The organism is Streptomyces sp. NBC_01275 (genome assembly GCF_026340655.1).
Taxonomy (GTDB): Bacteria; Actinomycetota; Actinomycetes; order Streptomycetales; family Streptomycetaceae; genus Streptomyces.
Window position 1 is genome coordinate 8,254,850 of sequence record NZ_JAPEOZ010000001.1, and the last position, 25,644, is coordinate 8,280,493.

Annotated in this window: 19 protein-coding genes; 9 read left to right on the plus strand and 10 right to left on the minus strand. The window is 70.8% G+C overall.

The window, feature by feature from the left end; all coding sequences use genetic code 11:
- The first annotated feature begins 144 nt into the window (after positions 1-144).
- Entirely contained in the window at positions 145-552 is a 408-nt protein-coding gene (locus tag OG562_RS36195) for a VOC family protein (protein ID WP_266405636.1), read from the plus strand.
- Positions 553-615: 63 nt separating this feature from the next.
- On the opposite strand, the gene OG562_RS36200 is transcribed toward OG562_RS36195, so the two are convergent.
- Positions 616-1,374 (minus strand): IclR family transcriptional regulator, encoded by a 759-nt coding sequence (locus OG562_RS36200; RefSeq protein ID WP_266405638.1) that lies wholly within the window; start codon positions 1,372-1,374, stop codon positions 616-618.
- 20 nt (positions 1,375-1,394) lie between these two features.
- Positions 1,395-1,820: a MarR family winged helix-turn-helix transcriptional regulator gene (locus OG562_RS36205; protein ID WP_266409706.1), complete on the minus strand. Its 426-nt coding sequence runs from the start codon at positions 1,818-1,820 to the stop codon at positions 1,395-1,397.
- 232 nt (positions 1,821-2,052) lie between these two features.
- On the opposite strand from OG562_RS36205, the gene OG562_RS36210 reads away from it, so the two are divergent.
- The 4 genes from OG562_RS36210 to OG562_RS36225 all read left to right on the plus strand — a co-directional run bounded on the left by OG562_RS36210 (position 2,053) and on the right by OG562_RS36225 (position 5,898).
- A complete protein-coding gene (locus OG562_RS36210; RefSeq protein WP_323187593.1) occupies positions 2,053-2,970 on the plus strand; it encodes an SDR family oxidoreductase in 918 nt (305 codons plus the stop codon).
- 2 nt (positions 2,971-2,972) lie between these two features.
- On the plus strand, positions 2,973-3,857 hold the full coding sequence (locus OG562_RS36215; protein ID WP_266405640.1) for an amidohydrolase family protein: 885 nt from the start codon (positions 2,973-2,975) through the stop codon (positions 3,855-3,857).
- 11 nt (positions 3,858-3,868) lie between these two features.
- Positions 3,869-5,371, plus strand: coding sequence for a long-chain fatty acid--CoA ligase (locus OG562_RS36220; RefSeq protein ID WP_266405642.1), 1,503 nt, complete (start codon positions 3,869-3,871; stop codon positions 5,369-5,371).
- 71 nt (positions 5,372-5,442) lie between these two features.
- Positions 5,443-5,898 (plus strand): MaoC family dehydratase, encoded by a 456-nt coding sequence (locus OG562_RS36225; RefSeq protein WP_266405644.1) that lies wholly within the window; start codon positions 5,443-5,445, stop codon positions 5,896-5,898.
- Positions 5,899-5,932: 34 nt separating this feature from the next.
- Here OG562_RS36225 and OG562_RS36230 read toward each other — a convergent pair whose 3' ends face one another.
- From OG562_RS36230 to OG562_RS36260, 7 genes are all read right to left on the minus strand, one after another.
- Complete coding sequence (locus OG562_RS36230) at positions 5,933-7,612, minus strand: histidinol-phosphatase (RefSeq protein WP_266405646.1); 1,680 nt, start codon at positions 7,610-7,612, stop codon at positions 5,933-5,935.
- Positions 7,613-7,640: 28 nt separating this feature from the next.
- Complete coding sequence (locus tag OG562_RS36235) at positions 7,641-9,500, minus strand: LamG-like jellyroll fold domain-containing protein (RefSeq protein ID WP_266405648.1); 1,860 nt, start codon at positions 9,498-9,500, stop codon at positions 7,641-7,643.
- Between the two features lie 49 nt (positions 9,501-9,549).
- Positions 9,550-12,483 (minus strand): glycoside hydrolase family 2 TIM barrel-domain containing protein, encoded by a 2,934-nt coding sequence (locus OG562_RS36240; RefSeq protein WP_266405650.1) that lies wholly within the window; start codon positions 12,481-12,483, stop codon positions 9,550-9,552.
- On the minus strand, positions 12,480-13,316 hold the full coding sequence (locus OG562_RS36245) for a carbohydrate ABC transporter permease (protein ID WP_266405652.1): 837 nt from the start codon (positions 13,314-13,316) through the stop codon (positions 12,480-12,482). The genes OG562_RS36240 and OG562_RS36245 overlap by 4 nt, the downstream gene beginning before the upstream one ends.
- Before the next feature lie 15 nt (positions 13,317-13,331).
- Positions 13,332-14,294, minus strand: coding sequence for a carbohydrate ABC transporter permease (locus tag OG562_RS36250; protein WP_266405654.1), 963 nt, complete (start codon positions 14,292-14,294; stop codon positions 13,332-13,334).
- The gene (locus OG562_RS36255) at positions 14,294-15,580 is read right to left on the minus strand and encodes an extracellular solute-binding protein (RefSeq protein ID WP_266405655.1); all 1,287 of its coding nucleotides are present in this window, start codon (positions 15,578-15,580) and stop codon (positions 14,294-14,296) included. Before OG562_RS36255 ends, OG562_RS36250 begins: the two co-directional genes overlap by 1 nt.
- Before the next feature lie 87 nt (positions 15,581-15,667).
- Positions 15,668-16,687 (minus strand): carbohydrate kinase family protein, encoded by a 1,020-nt coding sequence (locus tag OG562_RS36260; protein WP_266405657.1) that lies wholly within the window; start codon positions 16,685-16,687, stop codon positions 15,668-15,670.
- A 146-nt stretch (positions 16,688-16,833) separates the two neighbouring features.
- Here OG562_RS36260 and OG562_RS36265 point away from each other — a divergent pair, with 146 nt between their 5' ends.
- From OG562_RS36265 to OG562_RS36280, 4 genes are all read left to right on the plus strand, one after another.
- Entirely contained in the window at positions 16,834-17,601 is a 768-nt protein-coding gene (locus OG562_RS36265; RefSeq protein ID WP_266409708.1) for a DeoR/GlpR family DNA-binding transcription regulator, read from the plus strand.
- Positions 17,598-18,935 (plus strand): 6-phospho-beta-glucosidase, encoded by a 1,338-nt coding sequence (locus tag OG562_RS36270; protein ID WP_266405659.1) that lies wholly within the window; start codon positions 17,598-17,600, stop codon positions 18,933-18,935. The genes OG562_RS36265 and OG562_RS36270 overlap by 4 nt, the downstream gene beginning before the upstream one ends.
- An 83-nt stretch (positions 18,936-19,018) precedes the next feature.
- A complete protein-coding gene (locus OG562_RS36275) occupies positions 19,019-22,075 on the plus strand; it encodes a glycoside hydrolase family 38 C-terminal domain-containing protein (RefSeq protein ID WP_266405660.1) in 3,057 nt (1,018 codons plus the stop codon).
- A gap of 103 nt (positions 22,076-22,178) precedes the next feature.
- Positions 22,179-23,429, plus strand: coding sequence for an alpha-L-fucosidase (locus tag OG562_RS36280; RefSeq protein ID WP_266405662.1), 1,251 nt, complete (start codon positions 22,179-22,181; stop codon positions 23,427-23,429).
- Between the two features lie 479 nt (positions 23,430-23,908).
- Here the strand turns inward: OG562_RS36280 and OG562_RS36285 are convergent, their stop codons facing one another.
- The gene (locus OG562_RS36285) at positions 23,909-25,600 is read right to left on the minus strand and encodes a carbohydrate binding domain-containing protein (protein WP_266405663.1); all 1,692 of its coding nucleotides are present in this window, start codon (positions 25,598-25,600) and stop codon (positions 23,909-23,911) included.
- Between the last annotated feature and the right edge of the window lie 44 nt (positions 25,601-25,644).

Genomic DNA, 25,644 nt, shown 5'->3' on the forward strand with positions numbered 1-25,644 from the left:
GGGGTGAGCGACGTCGCGCGGGGCGGGGAGCGGGGCGGAGAGCGGGCTCCGGTGTACGGGGGGAGGAAACAAAGGGACTCCGAGCGAGGTTGATCAAGCTCAGATACGTGCGACTCAACCGCCCGCGATCCACGAGGAGCCCCCATGACCGACGCGCCGCCCTCCGTCCGCGAACTTCGTCTGGTGGTCACCGCCGACGACTACGACGAGGCCCTGCGCTTCTACCGCGACGTCCTCGGACTGCCCGAACAGGCCGCGTTCAGCTCGCCCGGCGGACGGGTCACCATCCTCGACGCGGGCCGCGCCACACTGGAGCTGACCGACCCGAGCCACGCCGCCTTCATCGACGACGTCGAGGTCGGGCGGCGGGTGGCCGGGCACATCCGGGTCGCCTTCCAGGTCGACGACTCCACCGCCGTCACGGCGAAGCTCGCCGCGGCCGGCGCCGAGGTGATCGCCGAGCCGACACGCACCCCGTGGAACTCGCTGAACTCCCGCCTCCAGGCCCCGGGCGCCCTGCAGTTGACGCTCTTCGAGGAACTGGACGACTGACGAGCCGGACGACGGAGACCCCCGCGCCGCACCCGCGGCGCGGGGTCGCGCAGGAGGGGACTCTCAGTGCTGCCGGCCTTCCGGCTGCCAGCCCAGGGCCCGTGAGATGCCGCGCGCGGCCAGCCGTACCGCCGGGACCAGCACCGGGACCTGGGCGTCGGCGTGCGGGACGACGACCGACACCGCGGCGGCCACCGCGCCGCCCGGTCCGCGCACCGGCGCCGCCACCGACAGGGCGTCCGCCGTGACCTGACGGCTGCTCACCGCCACGCCCGTACGGCGTACTTCGGCCAGCATTCGGCGCAGTCGTGCGGGATCGGTGATCGTATGGGCCGTGTAGGACTCCAACGGACCTGCGCAGTACGCCTCTTGGAGCTCGGAGCCGCCGTACGCCAGCAGGACGAGCCCCACCCCGGTGACATGCAGCGGCCAGCGCGCGCCGACGCGGATGTGCACGCCGACCGCCGAACGCCCGGAGATCCACTCGGTGTAGACGACCTCGGACCCGTCCCGTACCGCCAACTGCACGTTCTCGTGGGTGGCTTCGTACAGGTCCTCCAGATACGGCAGCGCGATCTGCCGCAGCGCCAGCCCGCGCGGCGCGAGCGCGGCGACCTCCCAGAGCCGCAGCCCCACGTGGTACACGCCGTCCGGGTCCCGCTCCAGGGCGCCCCACTCGGTCAGCGCCCCCACGAGCCGGTGCGCGGTGGTGAGGGTCAGCCCGGCCCGGCGGCTGATGTCCGTCAGGGACAGCGCGGGGTGCGTGTGGTCGAACGCGGCGAGCACGGCCAGCAGCCGGTCGGGCGCGGAACGGGCGGTCATGGCCGGGCTTCCTTCCGGCGTCAGGCGAGCCCGTCCTCGGCGACCCGCAGGAGCAGCGTGTGCAGCGACTCCCGCTCGGCCGGGGCGAGCGAGCCCAGCAGTTCGTTGGTGACCCGCAGGCCCGCCTCGTCGGTGTCGCGCAGGAAGCCGCGACCGTCCTCGGTCAGGACGACGATGCGGCTGCGGCGGTCGTCGGGGGAGGGGCGACGCTCGGCGAAGCCCAGCTTCTCCAGGTCGTCGACCAGGCCGACGATCGCGCTCGGGTCGTAGCCGAGGCGGGTGCTCAGTTCGCGCTGCAGGACGCCCTCGGACGTGGCGAGGAAGCGCAACAGGGCGTAGTGGCGGAGCCTGAGGCCCGACTCCTGGAGGAAGGTGTTGAACAACTGCCCGGAGCGCAGGCCCAGCCGGTACAGGAGGTAGCCCGTGTCCGCGTGCAGCCCGCGCATCCACGGCTCCTGCGCGTCGATCGAGGCGGGGTTCAAGGCGGCGATGGCGGGCTCCCTGGTCGAGGCCCCGGGCGGGGCGGTGCTGCGTACTGCTCCCGGTACTGCTCCCAGTCTGACGCACATGGTCGGTCGGCAACAACTATTGACGTCAACAATTATTGCTCTTAGCTTCGATCTCGGAGCTGCACCCAGTGTCGCTCGCAGCCGCATCGCCTTGTGAAGGGACCCTCTCGTGCCCAGCATCGATCTCACCGGCAAGGTCGCCGTCGTCACCGGCAGCGGCCGGGGCCTCGGCCTCGCCTATGCGCACGCCCTGGCCGCCCACGGCGCGTCCGTGGTCGTCAACGACGTCGACGAGACGGTCGCCGAGCAGGCCGTGAAGTCCATCGTCGAGGCGGGCGGCGCGGCCGTCGCCGAGGTGGTCCCAGTCGGCACGACCGAGGCCGCCGACCGGCTCGTGGCCCGCGCGGTCCAGGAGTTCGGGCGGCTCGACATCCTGGTCACCAACGCCGGCATCCTGCGCGACAAGGTGCTGTGGAAGATGACCGACGACGACTTCGACGCGGTGATCGCCACCCACCTCAAGGGCACCTTCACCTGCGCCCGCGCCGCCGCCGTACGGATGCGCGAGCAGGGCGAGGGCGGCACGCTGATCCTGGTCGGCTCCCCGGCCGGCCAGCGCGGCAACTTCGGCCAGACGAACTACGCCGCCGCCAAGGCCGGCATCGCCGCCTTCGCCCGGACCTGGTCCATGGAGCTGGGTCGCGCGGGCATCACCGTCAACGCGATCGTCCCCGTGGCCGCGACCGCGATGACCGAGACCATCCCGGCCTTCGCCCCGTACATCGAGGCGCTGAAGAACGGCGAGGCGTTCCCGGACTTCCTGCGCAAGGGCGAGGGCTTCGGCACCCCCGAGGACTGCGCGGCCCTCGTGCCCTTCCTCGCCTCCGAGGCCGCCCGCTCCATCACCGGCCAGGCCATCGGCATCGGCGGCGACAAGGTGGCACTCTGGTCGCATCCGCAGGAGATCCGCGCGGCCTACGCCGACGGCGGCTGGACCCCCGAGCGCCTGGCCGACGCCTTCCCCACCTCGGTCGGCGCCGAGCTCCAGACGGTCGGCATCCCGGCCCCCAAGTTCCCGGAGGCGTGACCATGGCGACCCTCAATGTCGAGGAACTCGTCGCGATCGACGTCCACACGCACGCGGAGGTGTCCTCCAAGGGCCACTCCTCGCTCGACGACGACCTGCACGACGCGTCCTCCGCCTACTTCAAGGTCGAGGGCAAGCGGAAGCCGACCCTTCAGGAGACGGCCGCGTACTACCGCGAGCGGAAGATGGCCGCGGTGATCTTCACGGTGGACGCCGAGTCCGCGACCGGCACGGCCCCCGTCCCCAACGAGGAGGTCGCCGAGGCCGCCGCCGCCAACGCCGACGTCCTCATCCCGTTCGCCTCCATCGACCCCTTCCGGGGGAAGGCGGGCGTGAAGCAGGCCCGCCGCCTGGTGGAGGAGTACGGGGTGAAGGGCTTCAAGTTCCACCCCAGCATCCAGGGCTTCTTCCCCAACGACCGCTCGGTCGCATACGCCCTCTACGAGGTGATCGAGGAGACCGGGACCATCGCCCTGTTCCACACCGGCCAGACCGGCATCGGCGCGGGCGTGCCGGGCGGGGGCGGGATCCGGCTGAAGTACTCCAACCCGCTGCACGTGGACGACGTCGCCGCCGACTTCCCCCACCTCAAGATCATCCTGGCGCATCCGTCCTTCCCCTGGCAGGACGAGGCCCTGGCCGTCGCCACCCACAAGCCGGGCGTGCACATCGATCTGTCCGGCTGGTCGCCGAAGTACTTCCCGCCGCAGCTCGTGCAGTACGCCAACACCCTGCTGAAGGACAAGGTCCTCTTCGGCTCCGACTTCCCCGTCCTCACCCCCGACCGCTGGCTCGCCGACTTCGACAAGCTGACGATCAAGGACGAGGTGAAGCCGAAGATCCTCAAGGAGAACGCCGCTCGTCTGCTCGGGCTGACCACACCGTAAGGGGCGAGAAGATGCGCAACGAGGGACTGGGGTCATGGCCCGCACGCCGGGCCCGCAAGACCCCGCACCGCACCGCCCTGGTCCACGACGAACAGTCCACGGACTATCGCACACTGTATGCACGCGTCACCCGGCTGGCCCACGCCCTGCGCGCCCGGGGCGTGCGCCGCGGTGACCGCATCGCCTACCTCGGCCCGAACCACCCCTCCTACCTGGAGACCCTGTTCGCCGCGGGCACCCTCGGCGCGGTGTTCGTCCCGCTCAACACCCGCCTCGCCGGCCCCGAGATCGCCTACCAGCTCGCCGACTCCGGCGCCAAGGCCCTCGTCTACGGCCCCGCGCACACCGGCCTGGTCGCCGGCCTCCCGGGCAGCACCGACATCCGTACGTACGTCGAGGTCGGCGCCGAGTACGAGCAGGCGCTGGCGTCCGCCTCCCCGGAGCCGATCGACGAGCCGGTCGCCGCCGACGACACCTGCATCATCATGTATACCTCGGGCACGACCGGACGCCCCAAGGGGGCCATGCTCACCCATGGCAACCTCACCTGGAACGCGCTCAACGTCCTCGTCGACACCGACCTGATCGCCGACGAACGCGCCCTGGTCTCCGCGCCGCTGTTCCACACGGCCGGCCTGAACATGCTGACGCTCCCGGTGCTCCTGAAGGGCGGCGCCTGCGTCCTGGTCGAGGCCTTCGACCCCGCGGCCACCTTCGACCTGATCGAACGGCACCGGATCACCTTCATGTTCGGGGTGCCGACGATGTTCGACCAGGTGGCCCGGCATCCGCGCTGGGCCGACGCCGACCTGTCCTCCCTGCGCATCCTGACCTGCGGCGGCTCCCCGGTCCCCACCCCGCTCATCGCCGCCTACCAGGAACGCGGGCTCACCTTCCTCCAGGGCTACGGCATGACCGAGGCCGCCCCCGGCACGCTGTTCCTGGACGCCGAGCACGCGATCGCCAAGGCGGGCTCGGCCGGCGTCCCGCACTTCTTCAGCGACGTACGGGTCCTGCGCCCCGACCTCGCGCCGGTCGAGGTCGGCGAGACCGGCGAGGTGGTCGTGCGCGGACCGCACGTCATGCCCGGCTACTGGGGGCTGCCCGAGGAGACGGCCGCCTCCTTCGCCGACGGCTGGTTCCGCAGCGGGGACGCAGCCCGGGTCGACGAGGACGGGTACGTGTACATCGTCGACCGCATCAAGGACATGATCATCTCGGGTGGGGAGAACATCTACCCGGCCGAGATCGAGGACCTGCTCCTCGCCCATCCCGACATCGTCGAGTGCGCGGTCATCGGCGTCGCCGACGACAAGTGGGGCGAGGTGCCGCGCGCGGTGGTCGTGCCCCGCGAGGGCGCGTCGCTGGATCCCGACGAGGTGCTGGCGTCCCTCGCCGGCCGGCTCGCCAAGTACAAGATCCCCAAGTCGGTGGTGGTCGCGGACGCCCTGCCGCGCACCGCCTCAGGAAAGCTCCTCAAGTCCCGGGTGCGCAAGCGCTTCGGCGCCCAGTGACTCCCTGACTTTCCAGCTCCCCGACTCCCCGACTCCCCGACTCTCTGACTCCCTTAAGGAACAGGCTACTCATGAGCATCACCGTGAACGGACTCGACGAACTCAAGAAGCTCTCGGGCAGCGACCTGGGCGTCAGCGAGTGGATCGAGGTCACCCAGGAGCGCATCGACACGTTCGCCGACGCGACGGGGGACCACCAGTGGATCCACGTCGACCCCGAGCGGGCCGCCGCCGGTCCCTTCGGCGCGCCCATCGCCCACGGTTACCTGACACTCTCCCTCTTCATCCCGCTGTTCACCGAGCTGCTGGACGTCCAGGGCGTCACGACGAAGGTCAACTACGGGCTGAACAAGGTGCGGTTCCCCTCGCCGGTGAAGGTCGGTTCCCGCATCCGGCTGGTCGCCAAGCTGACCGAGGTCGAGGACGTGGCGGGCGGGGTGCAGATCACCGTCGACGGTGCGATCGAGATCGAAGGGGGCGCGAAGCCGGCGGCGGTGCTGCAGAGCCTGTCGCGGTTCTACCAGTGACCCGGCCTCGCGCCCCGAAGGGCCTGAAAACCCCTCAGTCGACGACGTCGACGAAGATCGGGTTCGAGTAGAACCAGGTGTCCGCCCACGGGTCCCCGTCCCCCGGCGTGTGGGGGATCGGGCCGTGCGGGTCGACGGACGCGCCCAGGTAACCGGTTCCGTGGCGCTTGCCGTCGCTGCCGCGCAGACGGACGTAGAAGGACTCGCTGCCGACCGTGATCGGGACGCGCAGGGTGTACGTCCCCTTGCGGCCGCTCACGTCCGTCGTCCGGACGACCTTGGTGTCCGGCGCCTGCCAGGCGTCCCGGTCGGAGACCGCGCCGCGCACCGCGCCCCGGACGACGTCCACGTGCGCCAACTCGGGGAGGATCCCCTGGGTGTTGGGGCGGGAGGCGGTCGTGACGGTGATGTTCAGGGTGAGCTTCTCGCCCTTGCGCACCCGCAGCCGGCCGCCGAGCGTGACGCCCCGCCCGTCGCTGTGCTCCCGCCGCAGCCGGACCTCCAGCCCGTCGAGGAGGTGCCCGTGGTCGACCCAGACGCGGCCCTCGCGCAGGCCCGTCATCACCGCGCGGTAGCCGTAGCGGGTCACGCCCACGTGGGTGCGGCTGAACTGGCCCGGCCAGAAGTCGCTGCCCGGCTGCGGGGTGTCGGTGTTCACCGGGTCCGGCAGCCTGCCGGTGGTGTCGAAGTTCTGTCCGGCGGGCCAGTCGCCGTTCTTCCAGGTGTCGAAGACGATGCGGTGCGCGTCGGAGTTGGTGGTGATCGAGAACAGCCTGCCCTCGGCGAGCATCGCGTCCCACAGACCGCCGACCGTGGCGGTCGCCCAGTCGAAGCCGCCGTACGTGAGGTACGCGTCCGTCGGATAGCCGGACCACGACTGCGCGGACGGCTTGTTCTCGTACTCGCCGCGGATGGAGGTCGCCCCGCGCCAGCCGGGGAGGGCCGCGCCCTGGGCGCCCGGCGCGCCCTCCATGCCGATCATGATCTCGGGGGCCGCGTCCCGCCAGTTGCGGATCTCGTGCGGGGAGTCGATGCCCAGGCGCATCGGGTGGTTGGCGAGGACGAGGACGTCGTCGACGTACCCGGTGCGGCGCTGCTCGGCCAGCCACTTCACGGCCTTGACGGCGTGCGCCTCGTTGCGGGCGGTGTCGGCGGCGCCGGCGGAGCCCTCCGTGTAGCCGAGCAGCTTGCCGTCGTAGGCGCGCTCGAACCGGGTGAGCAGGTCGACCTCGTGCGGGCCGGGCGCGGCGAACACCGTGCAGTGCTCGGCGGCCGGGATGTACCACTCCAGGCCCTGGAAGATCAGCTGACGGGGGTTGGCGGCCCGGGCCCTGAGGATCTCCTGGTGCTCCAGCTGCGCCCCGAAGTCGGCGTGCCCGAAGTTGGAGTGCTCGTTGAACACCATCCAGTCCAGGCCGTACTTCGCGCCCGCGGCGGCGAGTTGGGAGAACGTGTACTTCGCGTCGTGGCTGTACACGGAGTGGATGTGGTGGTCGCCGACGAGGTAGGCGAGCCGGGGGTCCTCGCCGCCGTAGCCCCTGCCCTTCTCGGCGGCGGGGGCGGCGACGGCGGGGGCGGCCGTGGATCCGAGGGCGAACGCGGCGCCGAACAGCCCGGCGCCGCGCAGGAGTCGGCGTCGTGACACGCCCTGGGCGTCGAGGGTGGCGGGGGAGACGTCGGGGTCCGCCCAGGCGGGCAGCTGCTGCTCGGTCATGGAGGTCTCTCAGAACTCTCGCTGGTTCTCAGTGGTTCATGAAGGAGGACACGGGCAGCGCCCGTTCGACGATGCGGACATCGCCGAGGCGGCCGTGCAGGATCTGGTCGATCTTTCCGGCGTACGTGTAGCCGCCGAGCAGCCACGGCAGTCCGGCCGAGGCGATGCCGACGGCCGCGGCCTTCGGGTTGCGCACGACCGGGCAGCCCTCCACGTACAGGGTGGTGTGGCGGCCGTCGTTGACGACGGCGAGGTGCCACCAGGTCTCCAGCGGGGTCTCCTGACCCCAGTTGGTGGCGATGCCCTCCTGGTTGAGCGGGCGCATCGCCCACTGCGGCTCCCGGTCGTTGGAGAGGGAGAGCGTGGCGAGCGGCTCGTCGGGGTCGTCGCCGGTCTTGCCCGCGGCCCCGCCCGTTCCCGAACTGCCGACCAGCCCCGACCAGGCGTGGTGCGCCGGGTCCCAGTCGGCGGGCAGGCGGTAGAACGCCTCGATGGTGTAACCGGCCTTGAAGGTGGCCGAGTTGAGGGGAGCGCCGTCGACCGTGCGCAGATACGCCCCCTTCAGCGGGGACTTGAAGCCCTGGAACTCCAGGCTGCCGTGCCCGGGCTGGTCGGGGTGGTGGTCCGCGGACCAGTCCAGCGAGCCGCCCCCGACGGAGACGACGGTGAGGTCGTTGCCGCGTCCGGACAGGTCGCGGACGGTGCCGGACACGGCCGTACCGTCGGCGTGTCCGTCGAAGCGCCAGTACGCCACCGTGCCGGGGACGACGACCTTCGAGACCGGCCGTGCGGGACGCGCGGGCTGCGGGGCGAAACCGGCGAAGCGCTCGGCGAAGTCGATGTCGACGGAGAACCGGTCGGCGTCCCCGCTGAGTTCGATCTCCTGCCGCTCCAGGTCGTTCAGGCCCTTCGCGGCCCGGCCCAGGATCCAGGGGGAGACCGTCTCGACGTCGACGACGTCCCGGTCCAGGTCGAAGCGGTACAGGCGAATCATCGCCGCGCCGCCGAAGTAACGGTTCTGATAGTTCGTCAGATGTAGATGGACGTCATGTCCCGCCGTGTTCTTGCGCGTTGCCCGACCGGCGGGCCAGTAGTGCCCGTTGAGAGTGAGGAAGATCTGGTCGTGGTCCGCGATCAGCCGGTCCCACAGCTGCTGCCCGTACGCCGACAGGGAGTCGTCCTCGACGACCAGCTCGTGCGTGGTGAGGATGACGGGCGTCCTCGGGTGCCGGGCCAGGACGTCCGCGGCCCAGGCGTACCCCTGGTCCGACAGCCGCCAGTCCAGCGCCAGCACCAGCCACTCACGGCCGGCCGCCTTGAACAGGTGGAAGGTGTTGTAGCCGTCCGCGGAGGCCCCGCCGAAGGCGGACTTTCCCTGGAAGCGCTGCGGACCGAAGACGTCCAGGTACGGGCTCGCGCCCCGCTGGTCGGTCGTGGACGACTTCACGTCGTGGTTGCCGGCCAGCACGCTGTAGCCGACCCCGCGCCGGTCGAGGAGCCCGAACGCCTCGCCGATCGCGGCGACTTCGTCCTTCGTGCCGTTCTGGGTGAGGTCCCCGAGGTGGGACAGGAAGACGATGTTCTCCTCCTCGCCGTGCTCCAGGAGGTACCGCAGGGACGCCTCGACCGGGGCCTTGTCGATGCTCGGCCCGTCGAAGAGGTACTGCGTGTCGGGCATCACGGCGAGCGTGAAGCGGCGGCTGTCGGGGTCGGGACGCCACCGCGACGGCGTCGCCTCGGCGGCGGTCGGCAGTGCGAGGCCGGCCGCGCCGGTCGCGCCGGCGGCGCCGAGCAGCGCGGTCGCCCGAAGGAAACCACGCCGTCCGGCGCCGGCCTGCGCGGCCTCACCCTGTTCCTGATCCTGTTCCTGGGCATGCGAAGTACACACATGTGCTCCGTGGGGAAATCCGTGACGGGGAAAGGGAGTTCGGCGGTGCTTACAGGACGCGCAGGGTCCAGCTCCAGTGGTGGACGCCCGGTGCGACGAGATAGGAGGGGAAGGTGTCGGGGCCGCACGACGCCGTGCCGAGCCCGCGGTGCGCCGCGTCGAGGTGCACCACGCACCCGGCGCGCGGGGTCAGTTCGTCGTGATGGGCGGCGGCGGTCAGGTCCTCGGCGGTGAAGCGGGTGACGGAGACCTGGCGCGGCTCGTCCAGCGTGACCGCGAGGCCGGTGGCGTCCGGCGCGGAGAGCGTGAAGCGTCGCACGCCGTGCCGGCCGCCGCTCTCCTGCGGACGCAGATAGGGGGTGAACAACGCGTCGACGGGGAGCGAGTGATGGCCCACCGGCGCGCCCCCGCTGCGGTCGGGGTAGGACTCCCAGGGGCCCTGCCCGAACCACTCCAGCAGGTCGAGCCCGGCGACCGTCTCGAAGACCGACCCGACCCGTGCCACGTCGTCGAACTCCTCGGGCAGCTCGGCCCGTTCCTCGACCCGCAGCCCGCCGTCGACCGGCGTGAACACCTGCCGGTGCCGCACGACCCCGGTGGCGCCGGCGTACTCCGCGTCGACGGTCACCGACACGCCGTCCCGGTGCACGGAGACCAGCTTGCGCACCAGCGAGTCGAGCCCCCAGGTCCGCCAGCGCAGCGCCATGCCGCCCAGCTCGTCGTTGTCGGTGGGCGCCCGCCACAGCGACAGCGTGGGCGCGGCGGTCAGCAGCGGGTGCACGAGCAGGCCCTCCGCGTCCACCTCCACCCGGCTCGCCACCGTCTGCTCGGTCACGGGCTCGGCCGCCCGCAACCGAACCTGCGGCGCGCACACGTCGGTGCCCTGCGGGGCCCAAGGGAGTTCCTCGGCCGTGGTCACCCGCAGTGTCAGCCACGCCTCGCCGCCGTCCGCCGGCAGTTCGAGGGGCAGCGGGACCACGGCCGTCTCGCCCGGCAGCAGCGCGGGGAGTTCGGCGGGCGCGGTCAGTGTGCGGCCGTCGGCCAGCGACAGCTCCCACCGGCCCGCGAGCCACTCCAGCCCCCGGAAGTGCTGGTGGTTGGAGACGACCAGACCCTCGTGCCGGAAGCCTTCCAGCCTGACCGGCGCGGAGATCTCCCGGTGCTCGAACATCACGGGCTTCGGGGTGCGGTCGGGGAAGACGACGCCGTCCGCGATGAACGCGCCGTCGTGGTCCTTCTCGCCGAAGTCGCCGCCGTACGCCCAGCGGTACCCGGGCGCGGTGACACCGTTGTCGTAGAGTCCGGCGCCCCCACGCCCGACCGGTCTTCCGTCGTTCACGGTCTGAAGGATGCCGTGGTCCCAGAACTCCCAGATGAACCCGCCCTGAAGACCCGGGGTGGCCTCGATGGCGGCCCAGTGGTCGGCCAGCGTGCCGTTGCTGTTGCCCATCGCGTGGGAGTACTCGCACTGGATGAGCGGCTTGGTCTGCTCCCCGGACAGCGCGTGCGCCACGCAGTCCTCCAGGGGCGCGTACATAGGGCAGGCGATGTCGGAGGCCAGCTTCGGATCCGCCCAGCCGAGCTTGGCGGCCCCCTCGTACTGCACCGGCCGGGTCGGGTCGTGCCGGCGCACCCAGCCGGCCGCCGCGTCGTGGTTCGCGCCGTAGTCGGACTCGTTGCCCAGCGACCAGATGATCACCGAGGGGTGGTTCTTGTCCCGCAGCACCATCCGCGAGACCCGGTCCACGAAGGCGTTGAGATAGCGCGGGTCGTCGGCGATCTCATGGGCGTGGTCGTGGGACTCGATGTCCGCCTCGTCGACGACGTAGAAGCCCAGCTCGTCGGCGAGGTCGTACAGCGTCGGGTCGTTGGGGTAGTGCGCGGTGCGGATCGCGTTGAAGCCGAACCGCTTCAGCAGCACCAGATCGGCGCGCATGTCGTCGTACGACACCGTCCGCCCGGTCAGCGGATGGAAGTCGTGCCGGTTCACGCCCCGGATGAAGATCCGCTCGCCGTTGACCAGGAGGTCCCGGCCGACGATCTCCACGTCCCGGAAGCCGATGCGGTGGCGGGAGACGTCGGCGACGCGGCCGTCGGCGCGGTGCAGGCGGACGGTGAGGTCGTACAGCTCGGGCGTCTCGGCCGTCCAGGTGCGCACCTCGGGCACGCGAGCCTGCATACGGGCCTCGCCGAGGAAGGCGGAGACCCGCTCGTCCTCGGCGTTGGCCAGGTCGAAGGCCGCGTCCTGCGTCAGCTCGAGACCGACCGGCCCAAGGCCCTCCAGCTCTCCGCTGACGTACCACCCCTCGGGCAGCGCCCCGCCCGTGTCCCGGACCAGGCAGTCGACCCGCAGTTCCCCGTCCTGCCGCGCCCGCACGGTCACGTCGGCCAGGCGCAGCGGGTCCGTGGCGTAGAGCAGCACCGAGCGGGTGAGCCCGCCGTGCCACCAGTGGTCCTGGTCCTCGATGTGCGAGGCGTCCGACCACTTGACGACCGTGAGCCGCAGGACGGACCGCTCGCCGGGGCGCACGACCTCCGTCAGGTCGAACTCGGCGGCCAGATGGGAGTCCTTGGACAGGCCCACGGGCCGCCCGTCCACGTGCACCAGCAGGACGCTCTCGGCGGCCCCGACCTGGAGCACGATCCGGCGGCCGGTCCACTCGGCGGGGACGTCCACCTCACGCTCGTAGACCCCCGTCGGATTGTCGGCGGGCGACAGCGGCGGGACGTCCGCGAACGGCATGCGGATGTTCAGATACTGCGGAAGGTCGTCCGTGCCCTGCATGGTCCAGACGCCGGGCACGGCCGCCGTCGACCAGGCACCGCCGACCGGCGCGTGCGGAGCGGACAGCAGCTGGAAGCGCCAGTCGCCGTCCAGGGAGTGTGCTCCGGCGCGCCGGTCGACGGCGTTCATGGGCAGCCGCCCCCAGGAGGTCACCTCCGGCGACTCCCAGGGGCGGAGGGCGAGCAGGGGGTCCGTCACTTGATGGCTCCCTTGGCGAGATCGCCGATGATCTGGCGGGCGCCGAGCGCGAACACGATCAGCAGAGGGACGAGCGCGAGCAGGGCGCCGGTCATGACCATTCCGTAATCCGTCGTTCCGTGAGTTCCGTTGAGCTGCGACAACGCTACCTGGAGGGTGACGTTGTCCGGGTTGGTGAGGGCGATCAGGGGCCAGGCGTAGTCGTTCCACTGGCCCATGAAGGTGAAGATGCCCAGGAAGGCCAGGCCCGGCCGGACGACCGGGAGGGCCACGTGCCAGTACTGGCGCAGGAAGCTCGCGCCGTCGATGCGCGAGGCGTCCAGGAGTTCGTCGTGGATGGCGCCCTGCATGTACTGGCGCATCCAGAAGATGCCGAACGCGTTGGCCGCCGCCGGCACGATCAGCGCGGTCATCGAGCCGATCCAGCCGAGCTTCGCCATGATCACGAACTGCGGGATGGCCGCCAGCTGCGCCGGGACCATGAAGATGAACATGAGCAGCACGAACATCAGCCGCTTGCCCGGGAAGTCGAACTTGGCGAAGACGAAGGCCGCCAGCGAGTCGAAGAACAGGACGAGGAACGTCACCGTCCCCGCGACCAGCAGCGAGTTCCCCATCGACCCGAAGAAGTCGATCGTGTCGAGGAGGCTGCGCAGGTTCTCCAGGAAGTGCGTGCCCGGCAGCAGCTTCGGGGGATAGGAGAAGATCTCCGACGAGGTGTGCGTCGACATGATCACGGCCCAGTAGAACGGGAAGGCCGAGAGCAGCAGTCCGGCGATCAGGACCGCGTGCAGGGCGATGCCCCGACGCCGTGAACCCTTGATGGATGCCATGGTGTTCAGGCCTCCCTAGTCTTCGCCCCGGCGCTGAACCAGGCGCCAGTTGATGATCGAGAAGAGGACGACGACGAGGAAGATGCCCCACGCCACGGCGGCGCCGTAGCCGAAGTCGTTGTTGTCGAAGGTCTGCTGGAAGAAGTAGAGGACCATCGTCTGGCCCGCGTGCCCGGGACCGCCCGCGAACGTCGAGTCGTTGGCGGTGGTCTGCAGCAGCACCTGCGACTCGGAGAAGCTCTGCAGACCGGTGACCGTCGAGACGACGAGCACGAACAGCAGCACCGGGCGCATCATCGGCAGCGTGATCCGGAAGAAGGTCTGGAAGGGGTTGGCGCCGTCCATGCGCGCCGCCTCGTACAGCTCGCTGGGGATGGTCTGCAGACCGGCCAGGAAGATGATCGCGTTGTAGCCGGTCCACTGCCAGGTCATCAGCGTCGCGATGGCGATCTTGATGCCCCACGGGGTGTTCAGCCAGGCGATGTTGTCCAGGCCGACGCCCTGCAACACGGCGTTCACCAGGCCGAAGTTGGTGGAGAAGATCGAGCCGAAGACGATGGCGATCGCGACGACGGAGGTGACGTTCGGCAGGAAGTAGGCGAAGCGGTAGACGCTCTTGAGGCGGACCGCCGAGTTGAGCATCACGGCCGTGACCATCGACAGGAAGATCATCGGGAAGGTGGCCAGCGCCCAGATGACGATCGTGTTGCCGATCGCGTTCCAGAAGTCGCTGTCGCTGATCAGGTACTGGTACTGGGAGAGACCCGCCCACTCCATCGAGCCGAGGCCGTCCCAGCGGTGGAAGGAGAGGTAGAGCGAGAACCCGACGGGGACCAGACCGAAGCAGAGGAAGAGAAGGTAGAAGGGGGAGATCGCGGCGTAGAGGTGCCAGTACCGGCGCACACCCGTACGGGGCCGCGCGGCGACCGCGCGCTCCACGGGCGCGGGGGGCTTGTCCAGCGTGGGGGCGGTGGCCATCAGTAACTCACCCCCAGGTGCTTGGCGATGCGCCGGCACTTGCTCATGGCGTCCTTCCAGGCCTGGTCAGGATTCTTGCCGAGGACGCCGACGTTCTTGATCTCGTCCTTGACGGGCTGCCCGAGCGCGATGTCGTACGGGCTGTTGTAGGCGACCGGGATCTTCTGCGCGGCCGGCCCGAAGACGTCCATCGTCACCTGCCCGCCGAAGAACGGGTCGGGCTCCTGGAGCTTCTTCATGCCGTACGAGGCGGGCGTCGACGGGAAGAGACCCGCGTCGACGAAGCCCTGCGCCTGGTTGGCCGCGTCCAGCACCCAGGTGATGATCTCGAAGGCCCGCTCGGGCTCCCGGCACGCCTTGGTGATCGCCAGGAACGAGCCGCCGATGTTGGACGGCCCGCCGGGACAGCTCGCCACCCGCCACTTCCCCTTGGTCTTCGGCACGCCGAGCTTGATGTCGCTGGTGGCCCAGGACGCGTTGAGCTGACTGGGCAGCTTGCCGCTCTCCACGGCCGACAGCTGGTCCGGGGTGCCGCTGACGAGGTTCGAGACGATCCCGCGCCGCTTGGCGTCCACCGCCCGGTCCCAGGCGGTCTTGATGTGCTCCTGGTCGCCGATGAAGTGGCGGTCCTTGTCGACGTAGTTCTCGGTGCCCTGGTTGACCGACATGGAGAAGACGCTGGTGATGTCGGTGAGCAGGTAGGTGCCCGGGAGCCGCTTCTTCAGCTGGACCCCGGCGTCGAGGAACTTCTCCCAGGTGTCCAGCCCGCTGGAGACGTCGTCCGGCTCGTAGGGCAGTCCGGCCTTCTCGAACACGGCCGGCATGTAGAAGTGCCCGACCGGCCCGCAGTCGATCGGGAAGCCGATCATCGTGCCGTCGTCGGCGATGCCCTGGTCCCACTTCCAGGACAGGTACCGGCTCTTGTACTTCTCCGCGCCGAGCGTGCGCAGGTCGATGAACTGGTCGGCGTTGGGCAGGTAGGACGCCATGTCCTCGCCCTTGAGCCCGGCGATGTCGGGGAGGTGGGCGCGACCGGCCATGGTGGTGATCAGCTTGGACCGGTAGTAGCCGCCGATCTGGATCGCCTGGAGGTTCACCGTGCTGTCGTAGCGGGCCTGGGCGTTCTTCACGACGGTGTCGCTCAGGCCGCCGCTCCAGTACCACAGGACCATGTTCCGGCCGGTGGAACCGGTCGGAACGGCGCAGCCGGTCGCCAGGCCGCCGAGCGCCGTGGCGGCCGTGCCCGCCAGTCCGGCGCGCAGCAGGCCTCTTCGTGAGAGCCGCAACGCTCCCACCGCCTTTCGGGTCTGTTCGCGTCTTCGCAGACGAGGTGCCATTCGAGGGGCATGCGTGGGGTGGGTCTTCGGGGGCGGTCAGTCCTGCCGGGCGGGCGGGGTGACCGGGGCGTACCGCACGGGCGGCCCGACGTCCGCCGGGATGCGATCGGCCAGGAAGCCGTACGTCCGCTTCAGCTCGGGGTCGGTGAGCGAGCGCCACCAGCGGTCGACGCCGTACCACCCGGGGGCCGCGAGGGCGCCGCCGTGGTGCTGTACGGAGAGCCCGGCGGCCAGCACGGCGAAGCGCAGCCGCTCCACCAGCGGCCAGCCGCCCAGGGAGGCCGCGACGAAGCTCGCGCCGAACACGTCCCCGGCGCCCGTCGCGTCCAGGACATCGATGTCAAGGGCCGGGACCTCCGCGAACTCCCCGGTCGCCTGGTCGACCGCGAGCGCGCCGTCGCCGCCCCGGGTGACCACGGCCACCGGCACCAGTTCCGCGAGGGTGCCGAGCGCGGCGAGCGCGCTGTCGGTGCGGGTGTAGGCCATCGCCTCGGTCTCGTTGGGCAGGAAGGCGTGGCACAGCGCTAGCTGGTCCAGGAGGTCGCGGGACCACTGCTCGGTGGGGTCCCAGCCGACGTCCGCGTAGATCTGCGTGCCGTTCGCGGCCGCCTTGCCGAGCCAGGCGCGCGGTTCGGCCTCCAGGTGCACCAGCGCGGTGCGCGCCTCGGGCGGGTCGCCCATCAGCACGTCCTGCGAGTACGGCGGCTCCTGGCCGTGGGTGACGAGCGCCCGGTCGTGCCCGTGCGCGAGGGCGACGGTGACCGGGGTGTGCCAGCCGTCCGCGACACGGGAGAGCGCGAGGTCGACGCCCTCCTGGCCGGCGAGGACCTCGTGGCAGTGGACGCCGTAGAAGTCGTCGCCGAAGACCGTGGCGAGCGAGGTGCGCAGGCCGAAGCGGGAGGCGGCCACCGCGAGGTTGGCGATGCCGCCCGGGCCGCAGCCCATGCCGGCCGTCCAGATCTCCTCGCCCGGCGTCGGCGGCCGGTCGAGGCCGGTCAGGACGAGGTCGTAGAAGAGCAGCCCGGTCAGCAGTACATCGGGCCGGTCGTCGTCCACGCGCGCATCCTTTCGTCGGCACCGGGAGAGTTCGTCAAAACTCTTCAATTCGGTGACCGGAATCGTGCGCCCCCCGACGACATTGGTCAATACCTCAGCAGAAGTGAGCATAGATTTGATTGAAGATGACGAGTAGTGTTCACGTCGTGCTGGCAGAACGACGACATCAACTCATCCTGCGCGCCCTGCGCTCCGGTGGTCCCGCCGCCGTGACCGATCTCTCCGAACAGCTGGGTGTGAGCCCGGCCACGATCAGGCGCGACCTGGTCAAACTCGAGGAGGACGGCCTGCTCACCCGGGTGCACGGCGGCGCCGTCGCCGAGGAGGGCGACCAGCCCTTCGCGGAGGTCGCCGAGGTGCGCGTGGCCGAGAAGGACGCCATAGCGGCCCGCGCCGCGGGCCTGGTCGCCGACGGCCAGTCGGTCCTCCTGGACATCGGCACCACCGCCTACCGCCTGGCCCGGCAGCTGCACGGCCGCCGGCTCACCGTGATCACCAGCAACCTGGTGGTCTACGAGGAGCTCGCCGACGACGAGGGCATCGAGCTGGTCCTGCTCGGCGGCATGGTCCGCCGCGAGTACCGCTCCCTGGTCGGCTTCCTCACCGAGGACAATCTGCGCCAGCTGCACGCCGACTGGCTCTTCCTCGGCACCAGCGGAGTGCGGCCGGGCGGGCAGGTGATGGACACGACGGTCGTCGAGGTGCCCGTCAAACGGGCCATGATCAAGGCCAGTGACAAGGTCGTCCTGCTCGCCGACACGGCGAAGTTCCCGGGTACGGGCATGGCGAAGGTCTGCGGTCCCGAGGACCTGGACGCGGTGGTGACCAACGCGCCGGTGCACGCCGAGACGCGCGCCTCCCTGGAGGAGGCGGGCGTCGAGGTGATCACGGCAGGAAAGGCAGGAGCAGCGTGAAGCTGACGATTCTGGGCGGCGGCGGGTTCCGGGTGCCGCTCGTGTACGGGGCGCTGCTGACGGACCGCGGCGAGGGCCGGGTCACGGAGGTCGTTCTGCACGACCTGGACGCCAGTCGACTGTATGCGGTCGCCCGGGTGCTGGACGAGCAGGCGGCCGCCGTGCCCGACGCGCCCAGGGTGACCGCCACCACCGACCTCGACGAGGCGCTGCGCGGCGCCGACTTCATCTTCTCCGCCATCCGCGTCGGCGGCCTGGAGGGCCGGGCGAACGACGAGCGGGTGGCCCTGGCCGAGGGCGTCCTGGGCCAGGAGACGGTCGGCGCGGGAGGCATCGCCTACGGACTGCGGACCGTGCCCGTCGCCGTCGACATCGCCCGGCGCGTCGCCCGCCTCGCCCCCGACGCCTGGGTCATCAACTTCACCAACCCGGCGGGCCTGGTCACCGAGGCCATGTCCCGCCACCTCGGGAACCGCGTCATCGGCATCTGCGACTCCCCGGTCGGCCTCGGCCGCCGGATCGCCCGGGTGCTCGGCGCGAACCCGCAGGAGGCGTGGATCGACTACGTCGGCCTCAACCACCTCGGCTGGGTGCGCGGCCTGCGCGTGGCGGGCCGCGACGAGCTGCCGCGGCTGCTCGCCGACCCCGACCTGCTCGGCTCCTTCGAGGAGGGCAAGCTCTTCGGCGTCGACTGGCTGCAGTCCCTCGGCGCGATCCCCAACGAGTATCTGCACTACTACTACTTCAACCGCGAGGCCGTCCGCTCCTACCAGCAGGCCGAGAAGACCCGCGGCGCCTTCCTCGCCGACCAGCAGGCCCGCTTCTACGCCGAGATGAAGCGCCCGGACGCGGCGGCCCTGACCGCCTGGGACCGCACCCGCGCCGAGCGCGAGGCCACCTACATGGCCGAGAACCGCGAGACGGCCGGCGCCGGCGAACGCGACGCAGACGACCTCTCCGGCGGCTACGAGAAGGTCGCCCTCGCCCTGATGCGGGCCATCGCCCGCGACGAGCGCACCACCCTCATCCTCAACGTCCGCAACCGCTCCACCCTGTCGGCGCTCGACGCCGAGGCCGTCATCGAGGTCCCCTGCCTGGTCGACGCCAACGGCGCCCACCCGGTCGCCGTGGCCCCGCTGCCCGACCATGCCACCGGCCTGGTGTGCGCGGTGAAGGCGGTCGAGCGCGAGGTCCTGGCCGCCGCCGAGTCCGGCTCCCGCATGACGGCCGTGAAGGCGTTCGCGCTGCACCCGCTGGTCGACTCGGTGAACGTGGCCCGCAGGCTGGTGGAGGGCTACTCAGACGTCCACCCCGGGCTGGCGTACCTTAAGTGAGCACCGGGGAGAAAGCGCTTTCTCCGGCTTTCCCCCGGCCCTGACCCGCACCGCCCCTCTCTGGTCCCTCTCTGGAGATTCACATGCACGACGAACGCCGCCGGATCGAGGAGCGCGTCGAGCGCGTCCACACCCAGCGCATCAAGCCCGCGATCTACGCGGCCACGGTTCCCTTCGAGGTCGAGGCCTGGCAGGCGCCGGGCGAGCCGGTTCCGTTCGCGGAGGCCGCCGCCGCGCCCTACACGCCCTTCGCCATGGACACCCCCTGGGGCCCGCCCTGGGGCACCACCTGGTTCCGGATGCGCGGCCAGGTGCCGGCCGAGTGGGCGGGCCGGCGCGTCGAGGCCGTCATCGACCTCGGCTTCGTCGGCGACTGGCCGGGCAACCAGGCCGAGGCGCTGGTCCACCTCACCGACGGGACGCCGCTGAAGGCGGTCAACCCGCTCAACCAGTACGTGCCGATCGGCAACCCGGCCGTCGGCGGCGAGAGCGTCGACTACCTGGTCGAGGCCGCCTCCAACCCCGACATCCTCGCGAACGACTTCGCGGCGCCCACCCTGCTGGGCGATGTGCTGACGGCTGGCGACAAGCCGCTGTACACCTTCCAGCGCGCCGACATCGCCGTCCTCGACGAGCAGGTCTGGCACCTCGACCTGGACCTCCAGGTGCTGCGCGAGCTCATGGTCCACCTCGGCGAGCACGAACCGCGCCGCCACGAGATCATGCACGCCCTGGACCGCGCGATGGACGCCCTCGACCTGGACGACATCGCCGGCAGCGCCGCCGCCGTCCGCGAGGTGCTCGCCCCCGTCCTGGCCCGGCCGGCCCACGCCAGCGCCCACACCGTCTCCGGCGTCGGCCACGCGCACATCGACTCCGCCTGGCTGTGGCCGATCCGCGAGACCAAGCGCAAGACCTCCCGCACCTTCTCCAACGTCACCTCGCTCGCCGACGAGTACGACGACTTCATCTTCGCCTGCTCCCAGGCCCAGCAGTACGAGTGGGTGCGCGACAACTACCCCCACGTGTGGGCCCGCATCCAGGACTCGGTGAAGAAGGGGCAGTGGGCGCCGGTCGGCGGCATGTGGGTCGAGGCCGACGGCAACCTGCCCGGCGGCGAGGCCATCGCCCGCCAGCTCGTGCACGGCAAGCGGTTCTTCATCGAGCACTTCGGCGTCGAGACCAAGGGCGTCTGGCTGCCGGACTCCTTCGGCTACACCGCCGCCTACCCGCAGCTCGCCAAGCTGGCCGGCAACGACTGGTTCCTGACCCAGAAGATCTCCTGGAACCAGACCAACAAGTTCCCCCACCACACCTTCTGGTGGGAGGGCATCGACGGCACCCGCATCTTCACCCACTTCCCGCCCATCGACACCTACAACGCCCGCTTCAGCGGCGAGGAGATGGACCGCGCCGTACGCAACTACTCGGAGAAGGGCGGCGGTTCGCGCTCGCTCGCCCCCTTCGGCTGGGGCGACGGCGGCGGCGGCCCCACCCGCGAGATCATGGAACGGGCCCGCCGACTGGCCGACCTCGAGGGCTCTCCGAAGGTCGTCGTCGAGCACCCCGACCAGTTCTTCGCCAAGGCCCGCGAGGAGTACCCGGACGCCCCGGTCTGGGTCGGCGAGCTCTACCTGGAGCTGCACCGCGCCACCTACACCTCCCAGGCGCGCACCAAGCAGGGCAACCGGCGCAGCGAACACAAGCTGCGCGAGGCCGAGTTGTGGGCGACCACCGCCGCCCTGCACGCCCCGGGCTACGCCTACCCCCACGAGAAGCTCGACCGGCTGTGGAAGACGGTGCTGCTGCACCAGTTCCACGACATCCTGCCGGGCTCCTCGATCGCCTGGGTGCACCGCGAGGCGGAGGCCGAATACGCCCGCGTCGCCCAGGAGTTGGAGGCGCTGACGGCCGAGGCCGTCGCGGCGCTCGGCGGCGGCGGGACCCGGGCGTTCAACACCAGCCCCTACGACCGCGCCGAGGTGGTCCGCACCTCCGCGGGCGCGCCGGCCTACGTCGAGGTGCCCGCGAACGGCAGCGCGCTCCTTGCCGAGGCCGAGGCCCCGCAGCCGGTGACGGTCTCCGGCCGGGTCCTCGACAACGGACTGGTCCGGGTGGAGGTCGCCGAGGACGGCACCCTGTCGTCCGTCTACGATCTGCGGGCGAACCGCGAGGTCCTGGCCGGCCAGGGCAACCTGCTCCGTCTGCACACCGACCTGCCCAACTACTGGGACGCCTGGGACATCGACAAGCACTACAAGAACCGTTTCACGGACCTGCTGGAGCCGGACTCGGTGACCGTCGTCGAGGACGATCCGCTGCTCGGCGCGATCCGCGTCACGCGCTCGTTCGGCAAGGGCTCGACGCTCACCCAGACCGTCACGGTCCGCGCGGGAAGCGCCCGGATCGACGTCGAGACCGACATCGACTGGCACGAGGCCGAGAAGATCCTCAAGGCCTGCTTCCCGGTGGACGTCCGCGCCGCGCACTCCTCCGCGGAGATCCAGTTCGGCCACGTCCAGCGCCCCACGCACACCAACACCAGCTGGGAGGCGGCCCGGTTCGAGGTCTCCGGCCACCGCTGGGTGCACATCGGGGAGCCCGGCTACGGCGTCGCGGTCCTCAACGACTCCACCTACGGCCACGACGTCTCCCGCACGGTCCGCGAGGACGGCGGTACGACGACCACGGTCGCCCTGAGCCTGGTCCGCGCCCCGCGGATCCCGGACCCCGAGGCCGACCAGGGCCGGCACCGCTTCACGTACTCCCTGCTGCCGGGCGCCACGATCGGCGACGCGGTCGCCGAGGGCTACTCCCTCAACCTCCCGCTGCGGGTCGCTGAGTCGGCGGGCGCGCCGGAGCCGGTGGTGTCCGTGACCGGCGACGGGGTCACCGTCGAGGCCGTGAAGCTCGCCGACGACGCGTCCGGCGACGTCGTCGTCCGGCTCTACGAGTCGCGCGGCGGCCGCGCCCAGGGCGTGCTGCACACCGGCTTCCCGCTGGCCGGCGCCCAGGTCACCGACCTGCTGGAGCGCCCGCTGGAGGACGCCGAGGTCGACGGCGACGGCGGCGTCCCCGTCGCGCTGCGCCCCTTCCAGGTGCTGACGCTCCGTCTGCGACGCGCCGCCGCCGGCCAGTAGACCGGCCCCACCGGGGGCGGGCGCAGCCGGGTTCGCCCGGTCCGCGCCCGCCCCCTCCCTCAAGTGCCTTGTTCCGCCCAGGAGTTCTGTGAGGAGTTCCGCCATGCCCATGCAACCCTGGTTCACCGACGCCAAGTTGGGGATCTTCGTCCACTGGGGCATCTACGCCGTCGACGGCGTCCAGGAGTCCTGGTCGTTCTACGACGACATCGTCCCCCACGACCGGTACATGTCCCAGCTCGACCGCTTCACCGGCGCCCACTACGACCCGAAGGCCTGGGCCGACCTCTTCGCCCGCGCCGGCGCCCGCTACGCCGTGCTCACCAGCCGCCACCACGACGGCGTCGCCCTGTGGGACACGGCCTACGGTGACCTCAACCTGGGCCGCGACTACCTCGCCGGCTACGCCGACGCCCTGCGCGAGAAGGGCCTCAAGGTCGGCCTCTACTACTCGCACTCCGACTGGAACCACCCCGACTACGCCTCCACCCGCAAGCCGGGCCGCCCGCCGGAGCAGGAGGACAACCGGTACTCCGAGTGCTCGGCCGAGGACGAGGACCTGGCCGCCTGGGAGCGGTTCATCGTCTACCGCGACGGCCAGATCCGCGAGCTGGCCTCCCGCTACCGCCCCGACCTGATGTGGTTCGACGGCGAGTGGGACCGCAGCGAGGAACAGTGGCGCATCGGGGAACTCGCCGCGCTGATCCGCTCGTACTCCCCGGACGTCGTCTTCAACGCCCGCATGCTCAGCGAGGGCGACTACGCCACCCCCGAACAGGGCGCTCCCATCGAACCCCCGCCCGGGCCCTGGGAGTTGTGCCTCACCATCAACGACTCGTGGGGCTACCAGCACCACGACCACAACCACAAGTCTCTCTCCCAGCTGATCCGCTACTTCACCGAGACCATCGGCGGGGGCGGCAACCTGCTGCTCGACGTGGGCCCGATGGAGGACGGCGCCATCCCGCAGCCGCAGGTCGAGCGCCTCGAAGGGCTGGGGGAGTGGATCCGTCGGCACGCCGACGCGGTGTACGGGACGGTGCGCGGGCTTCCGGCGGGGCACCACTACGGGCCCAGCACCCTCTCCGCCGACGGCCGCACCCTCTACCTCACCCTGTTCGACGTCCCGCGCGCCGAGATCGGCGTCCGCGGTCTGGTCACCCCGGTCCGCAAGGTCACCGTCCTCGGCACCGGAGCCGAACTCGCCCACCGGGTCGTCGGCGGGCTGCACGAGGCCGTCGGCGTGCTGTGGATCGATCCGCCCGCCGAGTCCGACCTCGACCCGCACGCCACGGTGCTCGCCGTGGAACTGGACGGCGAACTGGAGCTGTACCGGGGGTCGGGACGGTTCTGATGAGGGATTTCGAGGCGTTTCTGACGAAGAATTGACGTCCGGGACCATCAGGTCCGGCCGCGTCCAGCCCGCCCGCCGGCCCCGCCGACCCGTCCCTCGAACTGCCGCCGCGTCTGGCCGAGATCGCGCGGGCGTGGGGCTACTGCGCGGACTGAGACGGCAGTCGGGACACGAGGACTGAAGCCCGGCCGGGGTCCGTGACGGAAACGGAAGTCGGGAGAAACCGCTCGGGCCGGTCGGTCGCTCCCCGTGACAGCGGCCGACCGACCCGATCCCCCGTTCCCCCGGGAATCCCCCGTCGATTCCCGTTCTTTCCCCCGTCGGCCCGGTGCTCCGGAATCCCCCGATCCCGTCGCTCCCCCGTGGGCCTTCAGCGTTACACCTTTAGGAGCACCCGCCCCGGGCCCTGATACACCCCTCGCGAAAAAAAGTCCCCCGGACCGGAATCCGGGGGACCTGACCGCTCGCGCGGGGCCGGCTCAGCCGGTGAAGCCGGCCGTGATGGAGGTGAACTGCCAGGTGTTCTGGCTGATGCCGGAGCAGTTGCTCACCACGCCGCCGCCCGGGCACGGCCGGTCGCGGTTGACGGCCCAGTAGGCGAGGCGGGCGATGTGGTGGGAGTTGGCCCAGTCGCGGATCGAGGTCCAGATGGCCGGGGTGGTGTTCTCCTGCTGGTCGGACAGGCCGTTCATGCCGGAGATGCCGATGTGGGCGTAGGCGGTGGCGTCGTCCCAGCCGAAGGTGGACTTCAGCTTGGTCTTCAACCCCTCCGTCGCGTTCACGGTGTTGCCGTACATGTCGGAGCCGCCGCCGAAGTCGAACGGCATGATGGTGAACACGTCGATGTCGGCGTTCAGCGACTTGGCCTGCTCGATGAGCCGGTTGCCGTAGTAGGTCGGCCCGGTCGTCGACGTCCCGAAGGTCACGATGGTCTTCAGACCGGGGTTGTTGGCCTTGACCGTCTTCAGGGCCGTGAGGATCCTCGCCTGCACGGCCTCGTTCTCGAACTCGTCCGAGTTCTCGATGTCCATGTCGATCGCCTTGAGCGAGTAGGCGTCGATCACCTTCTGCAGCGCGGCCGAAAGCGCGCTCGCCGAGGAGCAGTTGGCGCCCAGCTTGCTGCCCTGCCAGCCGCCGAACGACGGCACGATGTCACCGCCGGCCGAGCGGACCTGGTTGATCACGCTCTGGTCGACCCCGCCGGTGAGCGGCCGGGTGCTGTCCCACATCGGGTTGCAGCCGCCGCCGTCCAGCACGAACGCCATCGTGAACCACTTGACGCCGGTCGCGTTCATCACCGTGCTCACGCTCGGCGGATCGCCCCAGCCTTCGAACAGATAGGGCGCGGCCTGCTTGAAACCGGTCCCGCCTCCGCTGCCCGCGTTCGTCGTCACGGACAGGGAGTTGGAGGCCGCGGAGACGTTCCCGGCGGCGTCGCGCGCCTTCACGCTGAAGGTGTATCCCGTGCTCGCGGACAGCCCGCTGACGGTCGCCGACGTCCCGGACACGGTGAGCACCTGGGCGGACCCGCTGTAGACGTCGTACGCTGTGACGCCCACGTTGTCCGTCGAGGCGTTCCACGACAGCGACACGCTGGAGGAGGTCTTCCCGGTCGAGGTCAGCCCGCCGGGCGCGCTCGGCGCCTGCGTGTCCGAGCCGCCGCCCCCGCCGCCGGGACCGTCCAGGCTGATGTCGTCGGCGTAGTAGGCGCCTTGGGCGTACCAGCCGTGGACGTAGATGGTGGCGCTGGTCTGCGAGGCGCCCGTGGTGAAGGACACGGACAGCCGGCTGTACGCCGACGGCGACGACGTCCACGTCGAGGCCCCGCCGTCGACGCCGAGATAGACGTAGCTGCCGCGCACCCAACCGGTGAGCGCGTACGTCGTGCCGGGCTGGACGGCGACGGTCTGGCTGCACTTGGCGTTGTCACTCGAACTCACCGCGCCGGTAAGGGCCTTGGAGCCGCCGTGCACGGGTGAGGAGACGACGGCGCCGAGGTTGCCGGTACAGGACCAGGGCGAGAGGGCGCCCGACTCGAAACCGGGGTTGGTGAGGACGTTGGCGGCCTGAGCGGTACCCGGCAGGGCCACGGCCCCGGCGAGCGCCAGACCGGCGGTGCCGAGCAGGGCGAGGAATCGACGCCATGGGCGTCCGAGGGGTGTGGTGCGCACGCGATCTCCCTGAAGAGGTGGGGACGTTCGGGAGTGCAGGGATG

Excerpts from the sequence above, each read along its gene's own strand:
- OG562_RS36195 (WP_266405636.1), top strand. The coding sequence starts at position 145 with ATGACCGACGCGCCGCCCTCCGTCCGCGAACTTCGTCTGGTGGTCACC.
- OG562_RS36200 (WP_266405638.1), bottom strand. The coding sequence starts at position 1,374 with ATGACCGCCCGTTCCGCGCCCGACCGGCTGCTGGCCGTGCTCGCCGCG.
- OG562_RS36205 (WP_266409706.1), bottom strand. The coding sequence starts at position 1,820 with ATGCGCGGGCTGCACGCGGACACGGGCTACCTCCTGTACCGGCTGGGC.
- OG562_RS36215 (WP_266405640.1), top strand. The coding sequence starts at position 2,973 with ATGGCGACCCTCAATGTCGAGGAACTCGTCGCGATCGACGTCCACACG.
- OG562_RS36220 (WP_266405642.1), top strand. The coding sequence starts at position 3,869 with ATGCGCAACGAGGGACTGGGGTCATGGCCCGCACGCCGGGCCCGCAAG.
- OG562_RS36225 (WP_266405644.1), top strand. The coding sequence starts at position 5,443 with ATGAGCATCACCGTGAACGGACTCGACGAACTCAAGAAGCTCTCGGGC.
- OG562_RS36230 (WP_266405646.1), bottom strand. The coding sequence starts at position 7,612 with ATGACCGAGCAGCAGCTGCCCGCCTGGGCGGACCCCGACGTCTCCCCC.
- OG562_RS36245 (WP_266405652.1), bottom strand. The coding sequence starts at position 13,316 with ATGGCATCCATCAAGGGTTCACGGCGTCGGGGCATCGCCCTGCACGCG.
- OG562_RS36250 (WP_266405654.1), bottom strand. The coding sequence starts at position 14,294 with ATGGCCACCGCCCCCACGCTGGACAAGCCCCCCGCGCCCGTGGAGCGC.
- OG562_RS36275 (WP_266405660.1), top strand. The coding sequence starts at position 19,019 with ATGCACGACGAACGCCGCCGGATCGAGGAGCGCGTCGAGCGCGTCCAC.
- OG562_RS36280 (WP_266405662.1), top strand. The coding sequence starts at position 22,179 with ATGCCCATGCAACCCTGGTTCACCGACGCCAAGTTGGGGATCTTCGTC.